At 47.2% G+C, this 17,441-nt stretch carries 12 protein-coding genes; 5 read left to right on the top strand and 7 right to left on the bottom strand.

The window, feature by feature from the left end; all coding sequences use genetic code 11:
- Positions 1 to 97 precede the first annotated feature (97 nt).
- Positions 98 to 1,210, bottom strand: coding sequence for a response regulator (locus PRUB_RS08385; protein WP_010385347.1), 1,113 nt, complete (start codon positions 1,208 to 1,210; stop codon positions 98 to 100).
- Between the two features lie 108 nt (positions 1,211 to 1,318).
- On the opposite strand from PRUB_RS08385, the gene PRUB_RS08390 reads away from it, so the two are divergent.
- The gene (locus PRUB_RS08390; RefSeq protein ID WP_010385348.1) at positions 1,319 to 5,221 is read left to right on the top strand and encodes a PAS domain-containing hybrid sensor histidine kinase/response regulator; all 3,903 of its coding nucleotides are present in this window, start codon (positions 1,319 to 1,321) and stop codon (positions 5,219 to 5,221) included.
- Positions 5,222 to 5,259: 38 nt separating this feature from the next.
- Here the strand turns inward: PRUB_RS08390 and PRUB_RS08395 are convergent, their stop codons facing one another.
- On the bottom strand, positions 5,260 to 5,946 hold the full coding sequence (locus tag PRUB_RS08395) for a DUF3334 family protein (protein ID WP_010385351.1): 687 nt from the start codon (positions 5,944 to 5,946) through the stop codon (positions 5,260 to 5,262).
- A gap of 125 nt (positions 5,947 to 6,071) precedes the next feature.
- Between PRUB_RS08395 and cmoA the strand changes: the two genes are divergently transcribed.
- The gene (gene cmoA, locus PRUB_RS08400) at positions 6,072 to 6,797 is read left to right on the top strand and encodes a carboxy-S-adenosyl-L-methionine synthase CmoA (protein WP_010385352.1); all 726 of its coding nucleotides are present in this window, start codon (positions 6,072 to 6,074) and stop codon (positions 6,795 to 6,797) included.
- A 10-nt stretch (positions 6,798 to 6,807) separates the two neighbouring features.
- Positions 6,808 to 7,776, top strand: a complete 969-nt coding sequence (gene cmoB / locus PRUB_RS08405) for a tRNA 5-methoxyuridine(34)/uridine 5-oxyacetic acid(34) synthase CmoB (RefSeq protein ID WP_010385353.1) — start codon at positions 6,808 to 6,810, stop codon at positions 7,774 to 7,776.
- A gap of 61 nt (positions 7,777 to 7,837) precedes the next feature.
- Here the strand turns inward: cmoB and adk are convergent, their stop codons facing one another.
- The 3 genes from adk to PRUB_RS26590 all read right to left on the bottom strand — a co-directional run bounded on the left by adk (position 7,838) and on the right by PRUB_RS26590 (position 9,579).
- Positions 7,838 to 8,482, bottom strand: a complete 645-nt coding sequence (gene adk / locus PRUB_RS08410; protein ID WP_010385354.1) for an adenylate kinase — start codon at positions 8,480 to 8,482, stop codon at positions 7,838 to 7,840.
- A gap of 198 nt (positions 8,483 to 8,680) precedes the next feature.
- Positions 8,681 to 9,409: an EamA family transporter gene (locus PRUB_RS08415; RefSeq protein ID WP_242065227.1), complete on the bottom strand. Its 729-nt coding sequence runs from the start codon at positions 9,407 to 9,409 to the stop codon at positions 8,681 to 8,683.
- Positions 9,410 to 9,456: 47 nt separating this feature from the next.
- Positions 9,457 to 9,579: a hypothetical protein gene (locus PRUB_RS26590; RefSeq protein ID WP_277925380.1), complete on the bottom strand. Its 123-nt coding sequence runs from the start codon at positions 9,577 to 9,579 to the stop codon at positions 9,457 to 9,459.
- Between the two features lie 487 nt (positions 9,580 to 10,066).
- Here PRUB_RS26590 and PRUB_RS08420 point away from each other — a divergent pair, with 487 nt between their 5' ends.
- Both PRUB_RS08420 and PRUB_RS08425 read left to right on the top strand, forming a co-directional pair.
- Positions 10,067 to 12,283 carry a TonB-dependent receptor gene (locus PRUB_RS08420; RefSeq protein ID WP_010385355.1) on the top strand — a complete coding sequence of 739 codons (2,217 nt, stop codon included), beginning with the start codon at positions 10,067 to 10,069 and terminating at the stop codon, positions 12,281 to 12,283.
- 190 nt (positions 12,284 to 12,473) lie between these two features.
- Positions 12,474 to 13,679 carry a hypothetical protein gene (locus tag PRUB_RS08425; RefSeq protein WP_040644984.1) on the top strand — a complete coding sequence of 402 codons (1,206 nt, stop codon included), beginning with the start codon at positions 12,474 to 12,476 and terminating at the stop codon, positions 13,677 to 13,679.
- A gap of 90 nt (positions 13,680 to 13,769) precedes the next feature.
- Here the strand turns inward: PRUB_RS08425 and PRUB_RS08430 are convergent, their stop codons facing one another.
- The gene (locus PRUB_RS08430) at positions 13,770 to 15,644 is read right to left on the bottom strand and encodes a S8 family serine peptidase (protein ID WP_010385358.1); all 1,875 of its coding nucleotides are present in this window, start codon (positions 15,642 to 15,644) and stop codon (positions 13,770 to 13,772) included.
- Between the two features lie 276 nt (positions 15,645 to 15,920).
- Positions 15,921 to 17,348: a YfcC family protein gene (locus tag PRUB_RS08435; protein ID WP_010385359.1), complete on the bottom strand. Its 1,428-nt coding sequence runs from the start codon at positions 17,346 to 17,348 to the stop codon at positions 15,921 to 15,923.
- Between the last annotated feature and the right edge of the window lie 93 nt (positions 17,349 to 17,441).

Consider the following 17,441-nt stretch of genomic DNA (forward strand, 5'->3'; position numbering starts at 1 on the left):
AAGATAAAATCTTGCTCGCGAGCTTAGAGAAATACACCGCCGCAGATAAGGACTTATGTCCGCCCACTCCATCAATAATCTCCCTGATTGACTCAGATCAAACTGCATCCACAGGTAAAGATATTTGCCACTCCAGACCATCCTGATGATTGCGCACACTGTATGTGCCATCCAAAGCATTAACGATCAAATTCGCCGCCACCGAGGCACTCAGTCCCACATGACCAGTGTTGCCTCTTTTTGTCGTTACAAATGGTTTGAGCATGTCTTCTTCTGAAATTCCATCCAGCCCTAAACCATTATCTGAACAACTGATACCCAGTAACCCATCCTCTATTGAGATCACGATATTCACCTGAAGCGCCCCCTCCTGGCGACCATGAGACAGAGAATTGGCAATCAAGGTATCTAATACCGATGCCACTAACCCCCCATCAAACATAGCAACCTGATCCTGATTGACGGCAACATGCACATTGACGGGTTTGTCCGACCAGGCGCTATGCACTTTATTGGCAAGGTCGGCCAGACTCACTCGAGTGGGTGACACCGGGCACTCTACCCGGGCAATCTGCTTCACCATAGAGACAAATTTTGCCACCCGAGTCAGGTTTTTCTGACTTAACGCCAGGCTGGTATCACACTGCGTCAGCTTATCTACAAATACATCCGGGTCGGCCCTGTTTGCTTGCAAATCTAATATGAGCTTATGCACCGTATCGGAACAATGGCTCACCGCGGTAATGGCCGTGCCCAGTGGCGTATTTATTTCATGGGCAACGCCTATGACCATTTCGTTCATGACCTGAGAAAGCTGCTGTTTAACCGCACTTTTTTGTGCATCCAGTAATTTTATTTGGGTATCAACCCTGGCGAGGATTTCCGCTGGAATAAAAGGCTTGGTGATATAATCGTTGCCGCCCGCGTGAAGTGCCTCGACTATCCAGTCGGTGTCGCTGTGGACGCTAACAAAAATCACCGGGATATGACTGGTGTGTTTTTCCGTTTTCAGTATCTTACATAGTTCAATGCCCGAAGTCCCTGGCATTTTTATATCCGTGATCACCAGTTCAGGTGGTTTTCGCTTAATAATGTTTAAGGCTATCTCAGCATTTATTGCCGCCAGTACTGTATGTCCTTGCTGACGTAGGATCAATTGCAGCATATGCAGGTTTTCAGCAACATCATCAACCACCAAAATGTCGGCCATTCCTTTATTCTCCTCATTGCTTTGCACACTTTCAGTAAGCATAGCTTGAGAAATGCCCGCACGCGACTATGGTTACTATGTTAGTAAACTCAACGGTGTGGCGCATATATGGGTGTAAGATTCAGAGTAAATATCGTTTATTCGGTGATACTGTCGTTGTTGATTATTGCAGCCTTATTACTCCTTCTTAATTTTGCCAAAATAGCGCCCATTAATAAAAAGCTCGACAACATTACGACCCTCAGCACTGTCTCATCCAGCCTCACAGCGCATGCGCAAAACCACACTATACAGCTTGCACTATACCTGAATAAGTCGCAGCCCGGTCAACTCGAAAAACTGGCCATATTCAGTACGTCAGAGCTACCTGTCATCAATGGTAAACTGGGTTTTGCTGCTTTCAAACAGGCAAATCAACAACCAGTCAGCCTGTTCCAGGCTATCTCCACTTTGCCTGTTGAATCCTCAGCAGCTCAGCTTGCAACCTTGCATAGTGATCTCAGACAACTTTTTGTTCAGACTTATGCTGAGCTCAGTCAACCAGGGGATGTCGTTTCAGCATTTAACTTGGCGAATTATCACGCAGAACTACAACATCTAACGGCCGAACTAACGCAATTAAATGGGCTATTCATGCAGCAAGGCCAACAATTGCGTGCTGACAAAGAGCATATTTTTGTGCAGCTCAAGACACTCATTGTATGGGGCGTTGTACTGCTTAGCGCAGCCACGCTATTGGCAGCCTGGTGGAGCAATTTCGGATTATTCAATCCGCTGCAAAGGCTATATCAGGCATTACACAATGCCAACCAAACGGGCAACGCACAGTTACAACTCCCTGAACAACTTGGAGCTGAGCTCAGTGGACTGGCAAATGTCGTTGGCCAGATGCATGACAAACTTCACAATCGAATCGAAATCGCTAAATTACGGGAAATGTTTAATCAGGGGATCAGACATAGCCGTGATCCGGATGAGCTACGGCGCTTTGCTCTGGAATTTTTCGCCACCCATTATGCCGCCCCCAGTGTGGCAATTTGCAATACTGATGAAAATACACTGATACCAATACAAACCATTGGTTGCCCGCCCTGTTTAGATAACTTAGGTATCCAATACACGCAATTATGCCGGACATTAACACGCCAGAGTCTGGATGCAGGCAATGCTGCCTTTGAAGTAAAAGCTGGCGCTGTCGTCATTTCAATAAAAAGCGCGGCACTGTATCCCCTGCTGGTCAACAATCAGCTCAGAGGCGCATTGTATATTGCCAGTGTTGAACACTTCGACTTTGAGCAACAAGGCAGCATTCAGCAGCTGTGCGAAGACCTCGCTATCCAGATACAGCTTTGTGAGAATGCGCAACAACAGCTCGCGGCTGAAACAGCCCTATCACAGCATCTTGAAATGATGCTGCACATTCTGAATGCCATTCCCAACCCCACTTATTATCGGGATATCCATGGCACCTTTTTGGGTGTTAACCGGGCATTTCTGGATTTTCTGGATCTATTTGAAGCCGAAGTGACTGGTATGCGCATGCAGGACGTGTTCGACGTCTACACCACAGGTTATCTGGAGCAAAAGTCGCGTTTCACAATAGAGCAGCAGGCACAACATCAGTTTGAGCTTACACTGGAAAATGGTCAGCAGGAATCACGTGAACTCATCGTTCATGAAGCGCCCTTCTTTGATGGGTATAAAGAAGTCGGCGGTGTGGTGGGCACCTTTTTAGACATGACTGAGCGCAATGAGCTGGAGCGCAACATGCTGGCAGCCAAAGAGCTTGCTGACAAAAATGCCAAAGTAAAAAGTGAGTTTCTTGCCAATATGAGCCACGAAATTCGCTCTCCCATGAACGCCATTATAGGTATGGCGCATCTGGCGCTGAATACACAACTTGATATCAAACAGCGCAGTTATGTTGAAAAAATTGACAATGCAGCTAAGCAGCTGCTTAAACTCCTGAATGACATTCTGGATTTCTCGAAAATAGAGGCGGGTAAAGTCGAAATTGAATCCACCCACTTTCAACTTGATAAGGTGCTGGATAATGTAGCAACAATAGTCGGGTTAAAGGCAGATGAAAAGCAACTTGAGTTGATTTTTGATGTTCATCCGGATGTGAGCAATGACTATATCGGCGACCCTCTGCGTATCAGTCAGGTGCTGATCAATCTGGCTGGTAATGCTGTGAAGTTCACGGAGCAAGGCCATGTTACCGTCAACATTAGCTATCAGAGTCAGGATGAACAAAGTGCCCGGCTGCTTTTCAGTGTCATTGATACCGGAATAGGATTAAGCCAGGAGCAACAAACCCGGTTATTTCAATCATTTGCGCAGGCTGATACCTCCATTACGCGCAAATACGGCGGCACGGGCCTGGGGCTGACGATTTCACAACATCTGGTGAAACTAATGGGTGGCGAAATTTTTGTCGAGAGCGAACTGGGTAGAGGGTCTACGTTCTACTTTACCTTGCCGTTGCCCTTCGCGACCCCTACCCGTCTTTTGAGTCAGCCTGCTGAACACTTCAAAAATAAAATGGCGCTGGTAGTAGACGATAATGCCCTGGCACGCGAAGTGATGGCTGCAATGCTGAAAAAGTTTGGTATCGCTTCTAAACTGTTCTCTTCCGGTGACGCCTGTATCGAGTACGTACGGAATCAACAGCCGCACTTTGATATTGCGTTTATTGACTGGCACATGCCGCAAAAAGACGGCATTGATACCATTATGGAGTTACATGCCCAGTCTCCGGCAAGTCAATATGCCCTGGTCACCGCCTATGGACGAGAGCTTGGGCTGAAGGACGAACAAAAGCACATTATCTCCAGCATTCTGTTGAAACCCATTAACCCATCCAGCGTATTCGATTGCTTACAAGCCTGCCTGGCGCCTCAACCACAGCAGCTCAATACGAGTTGTCCAGCCCAGGATAGCAGGCTATCCGGATTAACCATCTTGGTAGCCGAAGATCAGCCTGTCAATCAGGAAATTGCGGTTGAGATCTTATCTTTCCATGGTGCAACCGTGGCGGTTGCCAACAATGGTCAGGAGGCGCTTAATGCAGTACAGAGTACCACATTTGATATTGTGCTGATGGACATGCAGATGCCGGTTATGGATGGACTCCAGGCAACACGTGCAATCGGTCAACTTACCAATACAGTTCACCCGCCCATTCTGGCCATGACGGCCAACGCCATGCAAGATGATATTCAGACTTGTCTGGACGCGGGGATGGTGGGTCACATTGCAAAACCAATCGATGTGGAGAATATGGTTGCGACCATTCTGGCCCATACCCGGCAACAGGAGCGAGATGACGTTAACCCGATACCAGTCCCGGCAGAACGTCAGGATGCCACAGAACAGAATACAGAAATCGAGGCAAGTACGTTTGACGGGATAGATATTGAAGCCGGTATTAACCGGGCAGCTGGCAACCGGGAGGTGTACTTCTCACTGCTTGAGAAGTTTGTTAAACAACAGATAGAAGAGCTGATCAACCTTAAGCAAGCCATCACCATAGGTAACACTGAACTTGCAGAACATATACTTCACGCGCTGAAAGGCGCGAGTGCAAACTTATCAATGACCTATCTGACTGGTCAATGCGCTGAATTAGAATCTCAGCTTAAGAACGCTCGTTTAGACGGGACACAGATAGACAACTTGCTGGATTACATCAGAGACTGTCATGCCCAGGTTACACATCATATTGAATCTGACATAACACACGTTCAAAACGCAGCTGCGAACAGTACCTCAGACACTCACCCAGAACCGTCTGAAGCACCTTTGATCGCGCTTACTAAGGCGCTGAGAGAGTACGACTCATATGCCACTGAATTAGTCGCATCACTGCACGCCAACGCACCGCTGCCTGCCGATGTATTAGATGAGTTAAAAACGCTGATCACTCAGTATGAGTTTGAAAAAGCTCACTCTTTACTTGAGCCTTATGTGCCGCAGCAGGCCTTTTCAGGCAGCGCTGCGGTAGATTAAAGGAGGCATGTTGCCCAGAGAAGGCTAGGTGTTACTCGTTATAATCCAAGGTCTGCCATAAAGTCGTCGTCTGCCACATCTTCTGCTGGCGACTCAGCTTTTTTCGCAGGTTCTGCCTTTTTCGATCTCTGGCTGGCGATGATATCATCTGGGTCTACGGCTTCTGTGATATCGTAATCGTGTAGCTTGATAAACTCAGTCTTGTCCATTGCCAGCTCCAGGTAGAAAATATTCTGGCCCTGTGTGGTGAAGGTCACGCGGCGTGCCTGTGGCCTGTCCATGGTCGTATCAACCGATATCTGAACCTGCTTATTGATCGCCATCATTTTAGGCTGGTTCTGTGTGATAGAGGTATGAAGTTGCTCACGCACTTTGCTGGTGAAGTCACCAACGATCTGGTTCATCAGTTCCCCCATCACGTTGGATACGTCGTCTGATAAATGACTTTGTGCGATTTCACTCTCCGGCATACCCATTGAACGCATGTAATCCTGATACACTTCCATTGCAGCCTGAGCAGTAAAGTTGGTCACAACCAGACCAGTAAAACCGCCATCAAACAAGACAAAACAACCAATATCTGGACGCATACAGGTACGGGTGATCTTCTGTACCATTGCCGAATAGGCAATCTGATTGCCACTGGCCGAGGACAAAACCTCAGTCACTGAGTTGCAAAGTGTGGATAGGATATCTTCTGTGCTGATCACTTTATTTTTCGCCATGTTGGTTCTCTAACTTACTTCTTATTGTTAATACTAGCCAAGCTACTCAATTTATCACTGACTATCTAGTATAAAATGCTAAAATAGCATGATTATTTTTTTCTAAGACAAATTGGACTAGCAGTGTGACGGGCAAAGACAGTATATATGCCACAGAGCAAGAAGTCAGAGACTTCACCTTCGACGCAAACGTAGTAGAAGTATTTCCGGACATGATCCAGCGCTCAGTGCCGGGTTATGCCACCATAGTCAGTACCATGGGCAAACTGGCAGGACAGTATGCTCAGAGTAACTCTAACCTGTATGATTTGGGCTGCTCACTGGGCGCTGTAACCCTAAGTATGCGCCGTAATATCGACAAAGAGAATTGCCGCATTATCGCAGTAGACAACTCTTTACCTATGGTTGAGCGCTGTCAGATGCATCTTAAGGGCTTTAAGTCCGATGTCCCGGTAGATGTGCAGCTGGGCGACATCAACGAATTAGCGATCGACAACGCCAGCGTCGTTGCTATGAACTTTACTTTACAGTTCATTCCTCAGGAACAAAGAGCCACGGTACTGGAAAAGATATACCAGGGACTTAAGCCTGGCGGTGTATTGTTGCTCTCTGAGAAAATTAAAGGCGAAAATGATATCAAAGACAATCTGTTAATTGATCTTCACCATGACTTCAAGCGACACAATGGCTATTCAGAGCTCGAGATCAGCCAAAAACGCACTGCCATTGAAAACGTAATGCGTACTGACAGCCTGAGTGCCCACAGAAATCGCCTCGAGGAGATTGGGTTTACTCACACCCAGGTGTGGTATCAGTGCTTTAACTTCTGCTCCATGATTGCGATTAAATAAGAGAAAGACTATGAATTCCTGGTTTACCGATTTTTACGCCGCCATTGCAAAAAGCCCACTCAGCCATTGGCTGGAAACACTGCCAGCGCAACTGTCTCATTGGCAAAAAGAAGCGCAGCATGGCGACTGGCCACAATGGGAAAAAGTATTAAAAAACCTGCCTGATTTACCTGCTGATCAGGTTGATATTCAGAGCAAAGTTTCTTTTACGCGCCAAGCCCCCATTTCTGACGGGCACCAAAAGCAGCTGACACATCTGTTCAAACGCATGATGCCATGGCGCAAGGGCCCTTTTCATGTTCATGGTATCGACATAAACACCGAATGGCGCAGCGACTGGAAATGGGATCGCTTATTGCCTCATATCAGCGATTTACATGGCCGCAATGTGTTAGATATCGGCTGTGGCTCTGGTTATCACCTGTGGCGAATGCGCGGTGCAGGGGCTGAGTTTGTGGTGGGCATTGATCCTTCAGATCTGTTTTTGAGTCAGTTTCAGGCAGTTAAACACTTTAATCCAGATCCCAACGTCCATCTGCTGCCTTTGGGAGTGGAGCAGCTCCCCGAGTTGAAAGCCTTTGACACGGTCTTCTCAATGGGTGTTCTGTATCACCGCCGCTCCCCCATTGACTTCCTGGCTCAGCTGAAAGCTCAGTTGCGCCCGGGCGGTGAACTGGTATTGGAAACTCTGGTCATCGAAGGTGATGTTAACACTGTCCTGGTGCCCACAGATCGCTACGCAAAAATGCGTAATGTATGGTTCATACCAAGCTGTGATGCGCTTGCACTATGGCTGCAACGCGTTGGCTTTAAAGACATACAGGTGGTTGACAAAGACGTGACCTCGCTGGATGAACAAAGACGTACCGAGTGGATGCAAACCGAATCGCTGGCCGACTTCCTGGATCCAAACGACCCCAGTAAGACCATTGAGGGTTACCCGGCTCCGCTCAGGGCAATTATTGTCGCAAAAGCCTGAACATTAGGCACAAAAAAGCCAGCATCTCAGCTGGCTTTTTTAATTTACTCTAAAGGCTAGCTTAGCCTAATAGCTCAGCAAGTTGCTGGCTTACCGCTTCAACAGCCTGAGTACCATCCAGTTTGTGGTACTGAGTATTGCCTGCATCCGCTTCAGACTGGTAGTAGCTTACCAATGGTTTAGTCTGGTCGTGGTAGATACCAAGACGCTTGCGTACTGTTTCTTCTGTGTCATCAGCACGAATGATCAGATCTTCACCAGTCTGATCGTCTTTGCCTTCAACTTTAGGCGGGTTGTACACAACGTGGTAAACACGACCAGAAGCTGGGTGCACGCGGCGACCGCTCATACGCTCTACGATGATTTCATCAGCAACGTCGAACTCGATAACGTGATCAACAGCAATGCCATTTTCTTTCATCGCATCTGCCTGAGGGATAGTACGCGGGAAACCATCTAGCAGGAAACCATTCGCACAATCTTCTTTTGCAACGCGCTCTTTTACCAGACCAATGATGATGTCATCAGATACAAGCTGACCTGCATCCATCACTTTTTTGGCTTCCAGACCCAGCGGTGTACCTTCGCTGATCGCAGCGCGCAGCATATCGCCTGTTGAAATTTGTGGAATACCGTACTTTTCCATTAGAAATTGAGCTTGAGTGCCTTTACCTGCACCCGGCGCGCCTAGCAAAATAATGCGCATAGTGTGTTCCTCGTATGTGAGTTAACTGGATTTTAATTGTGTCGAATTTTTTCACATTGAGCAGGGATACTCAAGGGACTTAGACCAATTGTCTAGCGCTGATTGCTGCAGGACGAACAAAATTCGTCCATCTGGTCGCTATATTCGGATTGGCAAAGACAACTGGTCAATTTAACCGCACCCGCTCCGGCAAATTTGTTAGCTAACTTTTCGTTTTACTACCGCTGAGCTTGAAAAGAATTGAAACAGCCGCTCACCCAAAACGGAAAATGTCAGGCCACTTAGGATCACAGCACCGCCAATCAACTCTAATGTGTCGACTTGCTCGTTAAGGATCACGCTGGCACTCACCATGCCGACCAAAGGAATGAGCAACGCAAACGGGGTGACCGCAGCAGCGCGATGCCTGCCAAGCAACCAGCTCCATAGTGCAAATGCCAACAGCGTTGAAACAGGCCCCACATAAAGTAAAGCCAGCCAGGTCTGCCCACTGCTATTTAGAACAAGGCTTATCGGCGTATCGTTTTCCAGATAATAGGACAAGGCAAACAGAGGTAAAGGGACCACCACACTGACCCAGACCATGAAATGTAACAAGTTAACTTGCTGTAGTTGCTTCATAATCAGATTTGACACCGCCCAACTCAGAGCCGCACACAGTATTAACGCGATCCCCAGCAAAGTCACACTCCCCGTCTGACTCATAAAGAACAGCCCAAACCCAGTACATGCAATGATGGCGTCGACAATCTGAAACCGACTAGCTTGCTCTTTCAGTACCAGTGCGCTCAGTACAATCGTAAACACCACCTGTGCCTGAAGTAATAAAGAGGCAATGCCTGCTGAGGCATGATTTTCCATTGCAACAAATACTAAGCCAAACTTGATGACACCGAGAAACAAACCCACCCCAAGCACATGCCACACAGAGGTCTTTGGAAAGGAAATAAAAAACACGGCAGGAATGGCCACAATCAAAAGCGCAAACCGGAGAATAAAATAGGTGGCAACTCTTCCAGCCCCAGTTTGATCACTGAAAAGTTAACCCCCCACACTGTCACCACTAATAGTGCACACATGATACTCTTAAAATCCATACTTCCTTCCTGCACCTGAGACGGTCACACCCTATTTCGGGTCCAAACTACAACGCTAGCACAGGTTTTAAAAGAAAATCAAAATGGGCAGGCGTACATAATTGCAAATTACAGCACAATAACTCTAACTGTCGCGAGTTTTTACTAAAAAGGTACATTCATGTAAAATTACCGAATACACCGACAATGCTATGCAAAAATCGAGCAAAATAAAAATTTTTAACCAAGTTTTATTGCAAAATTATTTCATTCCATTGTAGAATGCACGCCCAACCGAATAGCAGCTTTTGCTGGCCTTTCATTTTTAAAATTCTTGTTAATAAAAGTTATGCAGTCCCCTTATGGTGATTGCTTTTTTGTGCGCGTCAATTTTATAAATGTCAAAAGCCAGCTCAGTGATAGCCATTCAACCCGGTTGGCGACTTCCCTCGCAGAAACCACCACACACGAGATTTAAAATTAACCGTTTCTAACTTGAGGAACATACATGAGCACCACAGCACGCAATCTTACTCCGATCGCAACCGCCATGGCACTGGCAATGGCCGGCTTATCTTCTGCCCCAGTTCTAGCAGAAGAAGCACAAGCTGAGAAATCAAAAATCGAAGCCATCACAGTAACCGCGACCAAACGTTCACAGGTTATCTATGAAGTACCGATCGCTATGAGTGCATTCTCAGGAGATGATCTGGATGCGCAAGGTATCTCTGACATCACTGATGTGGGCAAATTTGTTCCAAACTTGAATATCACAGGCTTTTCTGCAGGTCATAACTCGTCTGCAAACCCATTTATTCGTGGCATCGGCTTGCAAGACCACCTCATCACCACAGATCCAGGTGTCAGTGTCTATGTAGACGGTGTTTATTTAGGTCGCCAGGTAGGTCAAAACTGGAACCTGGCTAATATCGAGCGTATTGAAGTGCTGCGTGGCCCTCAGGGTACCTTATATGGTCGTAACTCAATTGGTGGTGCCATTAACATCATCACTAAGCAGCCAGACCAGCAAGCAGTAACTAAGGTTAGCGCGGAGACAGGCACACGTGGCCGCATCAAAGCAAGCATGTTCACTAACCAGGCTGTAACTGATGAGCTGGCGTTCAACTTTAATATGGGCTTTAACCGCCGCGGTGGACTGGGTGAATTTACTAACCTGCCAAATGCTGAATACGATGTGGGTGAGAATCAGGAATTCCACGGTCGAGTGTCCGTTAAATACACACCCACTGATGATCTGCGTTTAGTTCTGACTGCTGACGCCAATGACGGTGAAGGTGGTACACGCCCATTTACAGTTTTAATTGATGAAATGCCGGAAGGCCGTCTATATAAAGCAGGCCTGCGTAACTCTATGGTCGCTGCCGACCCGTATGACAATGCAACCAGCAGCATAGAAACAGCAACCGTTTCAAACAAAGCGAACGGTATCTCATTGACTGCCGAATACGACATCAATGCCGATTTTGGCACTAAGTTTATCTTCAGCAAACGCTCTTCTGAGTACAAAGCAGGCCTGGATGATGATGGTACAGCTATCGCGCTCGATCACTATCCAGAACGTGGTGAAGCTGATCAGACGTCTGTTGAGCTGCAACTAACTGGCTACCTGGGTCGCGCGGATTTCGTAACTGGCCTGTACTGGTTTAACGAAGAGGGCAGCAACCGCCAGAGTTCAGACGAAGCAAGCTTTGACGGTGGCCCAACTAAACTTGAGTTGGATCAGGAAACCACCAGCCGCGCCGTATTTTTCAACCTGGGATATGACCTGACAGATGATCTGCGTCTGACCGGTGGTGTACGTTACACAGAAGATGAAAAAGAAGCATCGACTAACGTATTTGACCCTGTCGGCACCATTTCTTCCAGCAAAGACTGGGATGAAATTTCATGGGAAGCGGCTGCCAACTATACCTTTGAAAATGGTCTGAACTGGTACGGTACGGTTCAAACGGGTTATCAGTCTGGTCAGTACCCTGCTCGTCCGTATTTCCTGATCGGTCAATTCTTCGGCGAAGGCGGTTTTGACAACCCGAATGCCGCTGCCGCTGTACGTGCCAATAATGCTTTCATGGCAAGTGAAAACATCAGCGCCATCAACTATGAAACCGGTTTTAAAGGTCAATTGACTGACGACTTCAGCATGAGTGTGGCGTTTTTCAATACAGAGTATGAAGACCTACCATACCAGGTGAACGTGGTAACGGACTCAGGATTCGACACAAACAACCTGATCGTTGAGCAAACTTCACGCGGTATCGAATTTGAAAGCACCTACTATGTTACAGACCGCTTTACCCTGCATTCAAGCTTCGGCTTCATGGATGTGGATGTGGAAGAGCAAAACGGCATTAAGCCGGTTGCCCCGCTCACGCCTGAGTGGACCGCTTCTATCAGCCCGTCTTATGAATTCGAACTGAGCAACAATGCAACCGTCAACACGCGTTTCGATATCTCATACCGCGACAGCATGTACGGTGAGCCAAGCTCAGATCCGCGTCGCATGACACAAATCGATGACCGTACCACAGTCAACTTTGATATCTCTTACGCACCAGCCAACACCAACTGGGATATTTCTTTGTATGGTCGTAACATCTTTGATGAGCGTTATGATGATGCACGCCTGAATACTGGAGACTATATCCTGGTGATCAAGAGCAATGATGCCAGCGAGTTCGGTGTTCGCTACCGCGCGACATTCTAACCAAAATAACCTCATACAGGCTGCCAGTTACTGGCTGGTAGCCTGCCTTCCTTCCGTTGTTTACAATCATTCATCAATCACTATTGTTTACGTAGCTAATAAGCACTAACATGCCGGCTTTTTAAACGAAATGCGAGTAAACTTCAATATGAGACTCTTCCCCAATAAAAAGCTCTTCTTATGCGTCACTATGGCTCTGTCCCTTGCTGCATGCGGCGGCGGTTCCGACGATGGCGATACTCCAAGCACTTCAATCAATGAAAACAGAGTGACTTATACAGAGCTTCCTTCTTTTATCGATGTGAACGAAGGTGAGGAAGTCACCCTCTCATTAAATACCACAGGCAACAATGCTAAAAACCTCACTTTTACCTGGACAGTACGTGGCGTAAATGGCGATGTGCCATTTACAGGCCAAGGCAGTGATACCATTACATTCACCGCCCCGGAAGTCAGCCAACAATCCTCTTTAAGTATCTCCGTAAAACTGGAAGACTCCTCTAACGTGATAGGGTTTGTGAATCAATTTAGCTCTGTGTCAGTTGCCGATACAGATACAAAGATCATTGCACCTCAACCAAATACTGGCAACGTTGTAGAGGCGCTTGATTTAAGTGTGCTCACTTTTGGCAGTACCTGGACAGAAACAGCACACCAATATATCAAAACGCAGCGTGATGACGGTGGGTTTAATAATGTAGTAGTTAAGCTCACTCGCCCTATGGATATTATCAATGTAGACCAAAATGATCCGGCATTTACTGCACGTGTATGTGGAGAGCAGCAAAACAGCAGCGTCAAGATTGCCGAGTTCTACACGGATATTGACTGTACAGAAGGGACAGGCTCAACAGTACTCACTCAGAATGAGAACAGCTTTACCATTACCAGAATGTGTGGCGAAAACGTTGCGGCTACCAGCACATTCAAACACGTCAGTGACACCCAAAAAGACAGTTTTGGTCAGTTATCTGTCAACTTCACTAACTACCCTGAGTTGAGTGAAACAACTCAAGTCTGCGGTATCATTGCGACGACGACTGTCGAAGCGCTTGAAACCGGCGGTACTAACGTAGTGGACAGTGCCACAGCGACGACTTTGCGACTCGCCAGCGAGTACGAAGGCAGCCCATTGTTATTGAAATTCGTAATGGATGACGCACCAGATTCTCCATTCGCTTCAATTAGCAATGTACACGGTTTAGACCAAAAATATGCGCAGCTAAGTACCCCTGTATTCCCAGAGCTCAGTGGCCTTAAGAACAGCTGGGGAACCATTGATTTGTCACGCGACAACACTGACACGCACATCAAAGCGGAATTTGACTTTACGCTGCCATTAGGCACGTTCAAAGACGAAGAGGTGACAGGTAGTTTTGAGCTTAAATTAAACTAACCGTTGCAACACGACTCATCTCAAAACGCCGTATCTCAATGAGACACGGCGTTTTGGTTTACTGGTTGCCCTTGCAACCATCTCAAGGGTTTACAGCGTTTTCTTCTTCGTGACTTTCGTTTTATGACCCAGAATACGGATAGACCAGCCTTGTAACACACCAGCCTCAGGGTTGTTCTCTACCGCACGAACTTGACCCCCGTTGACGAAGTCAAAGATCCCGAAAGCCCGGGTTTCGTTACTCATATCTGTGATGTGTAGCTTCCACTGGCCGTTGCCTGCATTGGCTTTCTCATCCCAAAATTTATAACTGAGCATCAGATGATCTGTATAGCCATCCTGACTCCCAGGTGACTGCTCTGGCAAGCCTAAATGCTGCCCTATCAAGTTATTAAAGGGTGACATCAGGATACTACGGGTACCATTCGGTGACTCCAGCTCTACTTTCAAATCTGAAATACGTGCATGTCGTGCATTTAATCGGATCTGAACACCTTCAATAAACAAGTCATCAGTTATATTAATGCTTGCTGTTGTCGTCTGGCTGGCATCATCCACAATGGTTGCGTTCACAACGTCATTCAGACCATACCAGGGTGTCTTAACCAACTCAGAAGGGAGTTGTTCGATTGCATAACGGCGCACCAGCTCAGTTGCTTTGTCTACGTCTATCAAGCCAAAGCCATAGTAAGGCGAAAATACATGCCCTGCTGCGTTGGTGCTCCACCCTTCAAATGCTGTAATACCATTCACGTCGATGTCGGCGCGTGTCGGATCCACTTTTGTTGCTGTACGCGCCAGGAGATGACGGATGTCGCGCGGTGTCAGGTCATGGTTCTGTTGCTGCGCAGCAGAAAGCAGCAACGCAACAGCACCCGACGTATTTGGTGCCGCTGACGATGTACCATTCATACGTACAGTAAAATCATCGTCTCCATTACAATTGAAGTTTGCATCAATGTTTTCCTGATACCAGGCGCATGAAATACGCGTAGTCGCATGCCCCGGGGTGCCCCTGTCCAATCCACCAGGGGCAGTCAGAAACACATTACTCCCTACTGTCGAGTACTCAGACAACACACCATCGGCACTCAGCGCACTGACCGTCAGATTCCAGAAGTTCGCAGGAGTATAAAGTGAGTTACCGTTTGTCCAGGGCAAGCCATAATTACCGCCAACGGGAAAACTGTAGCCGAAAAAGTCTAACCCTGTGTCTGTAAAATAGTGAATGCGAGAATCCCGATATGAATTTCCGGCTGCCTGCACGTAGACTGCGGTGCGGGGATCCTGTTCAGTGGACAGAGAAACCGCTTCATAGACCTTTTCCTGCTCAGGCTGGCTAAACATCAGGATATCTTTACCCTGGCTATCCTGAATGGTTTTTGAAAAGGTATAAGGCAGACTCACCGACGGACTCATACCATAACTTTTATTGAAAATACGGATCCGATCTGTGGTTGAGTTATCCGAAAGGTCACCATCATAACCATGACTTATCTTCCACTGCTCATGACTTTCAAAGGTTCCGCCATAATTGGTAAATGCCGTAACCTTTGCCATTGGCGCAACTCCACGCACACCTATGTTGTTTTGTACCGCTGCGATTATCCCGGCCACCATAGTGCCATGGTCGCCACCAGCATTGGGTTGTGGATTAATAGAGGGATCATCTATCGTATTGGCATCTAAGTCTGCATGTTCCATGTCCACACCCGAATCCACGACTGCTACCAGAATATCCTGTCCTTTGTGACCCCAGATATGCGTCTGCCACAAGTTCAGGTCAATCCCAGACTGGGTATTTGCCAGTGCACCCGAATTCAGTAAGTTCCACTGCAATGCAAGCATAGGATCCCCATTTGGATCAAGCCAGCGATGTTGATAGTCACGATCGGTTGTTGCAGAAGCGCTTACACTGAGCAGTGTCGCGATAAGACAAGCAAGAGGCTGTTTCTTTATTTTCATTGTACAGTTCCTTTTTTGGGTTCACCTCTATTACTAGCACTTCAACTTTTCCACTGTCAAGCACAAAAATACAAAAATATATTTACAAAACAACACAAAAGGCAACAAAAATACCCAAAACCCAGTTTGTGAACGGTGTCATAAAAACAACAAGCTGAGTAGGTAACACACTAAAAGCTAGAACTAGCATTAATTAGGGTAGAGAGGATTCAGAAGGGGCTGGGCGGCGAGCGAAGAGATTGCTCGCAGAGCGGATACTCTGCGAGCTGATAGATATTACGATTGCACCTGTGTCGTTGCACTCACTTTTGGCTGTACATCTTCACCATAACCAAATGTAACCGCAAGCACCAATACCACTGACGCTGCCAGCATCAACTTACCGAATAGCGGCAGACAGAATCGGAACCATAAATGATAAGGTACACCGGCCATTCCGATGATACCCATCAGCACAGCATTGGTCGGAATAATCATATTAGAGAAACCATCACCAAACTGGTAGGCAAGCACTGCAACCTGACGATACACACCAATAATGTCACCAACCGGTGCCATCAGTGGCATAGTGACATATGCCTGACCACTGCCCGAAGGAATGAACAGGTTCAACAAGGTTTGCATAATGAACATGCCGACCGCAGCCAGCTCAGCACCTAAATGTGAAAGTGGCGATGACATAGCGTAAACCAGGGTGTGCAAGATCTGCCCATCTTCCATAATTAACGCGATACCCCTAGCCACACCAATCAGGATGGCCGTACTTGCCAGGTCTTTCACGCCTTCAATAAACTCATTTGCAGCGCGGTCAGCACCGATCTGGCCCACTAACGTCGTGAAAATACCCCAGGAGATAAACACCGCACCCAGCTCATACAGATACCAGCCCTTTTGAGAAATACCCCAGACAGCCGTGATAATGGCAGCAACTAGGCCAAACAAGATCATTTGGTGGCGCTTATTAAGCGTCGGGTAATTTGCTTCTGCTGAACCAGCAAGCGGACAAGGCAGGCCTTTCGTCAGGGATAATTCAGGGTTTGCCTGTACTTTTTTGGCATAGCTCCATACGTGATGGAAACCAATTAAAACAAACGGTAGGAAAATCGCCAATCGAAGCTCAATACCTGAGTAAACCGGAATATCCGCAACCTTTTGAGCCACCATCACGGTAAAGGGGTTAAAGGCTGACACACCATAACCAATCCCATACCCTGCCACGACCATACCCACAGCGGTCATCGCATCAAGGCGCATTGCTTTACACAGCCCCACCAGAATGAGGACGAAGGGAATATATTCGCCCGCAGTACCAATCGCACCGGATGCCAGTGCAAAACAAAACACCACCATAAAGATCAGAATATTTGGCTTATGACCAAATCGCTCAAGCAAGCGGCCGATCAAAGCATCAATGGTACCCGTTGCACGTGCAATTGACAGAACACCACCAACAATGAAAACAAAGAAAATAACATCTTGTGCAGCAGCAAATGCGCGCGGAATAGCAACCAGGAAGTCCATGGGCGTTAAATGAGTTTGTGCTTCAGCAAGTGCATAAGTGCCGGGCACGACAGCCTGACGGCCATTATCGAGTGTGACGGTGTCGAAAAAACCTTGCGGAACCAGCCAGGTCGCAATATATGCCACCAGCATCATAGACAACAGCAGGATGAGCGTATGAGGTACTTTAAACCCTTCTTTCATGTTATTTCTTTGTCGTTAATTAAAATTGTGCGCAGTGTAATAAAAATCAACCCTAAGGTGCAAACACCACGCGCCTAATAAACCAACTTTGGC

It is taken from the genome of Pseudoalteromonas rubra, from assembly GCF_000238295.3.
Lineage (GTDB): Bacteria > Pseudomonadota > Gammaproteobacteria > Enterobacterales > Alteromonadaceae > Pseudoalteromonas > Pseudoalteromonas rubra.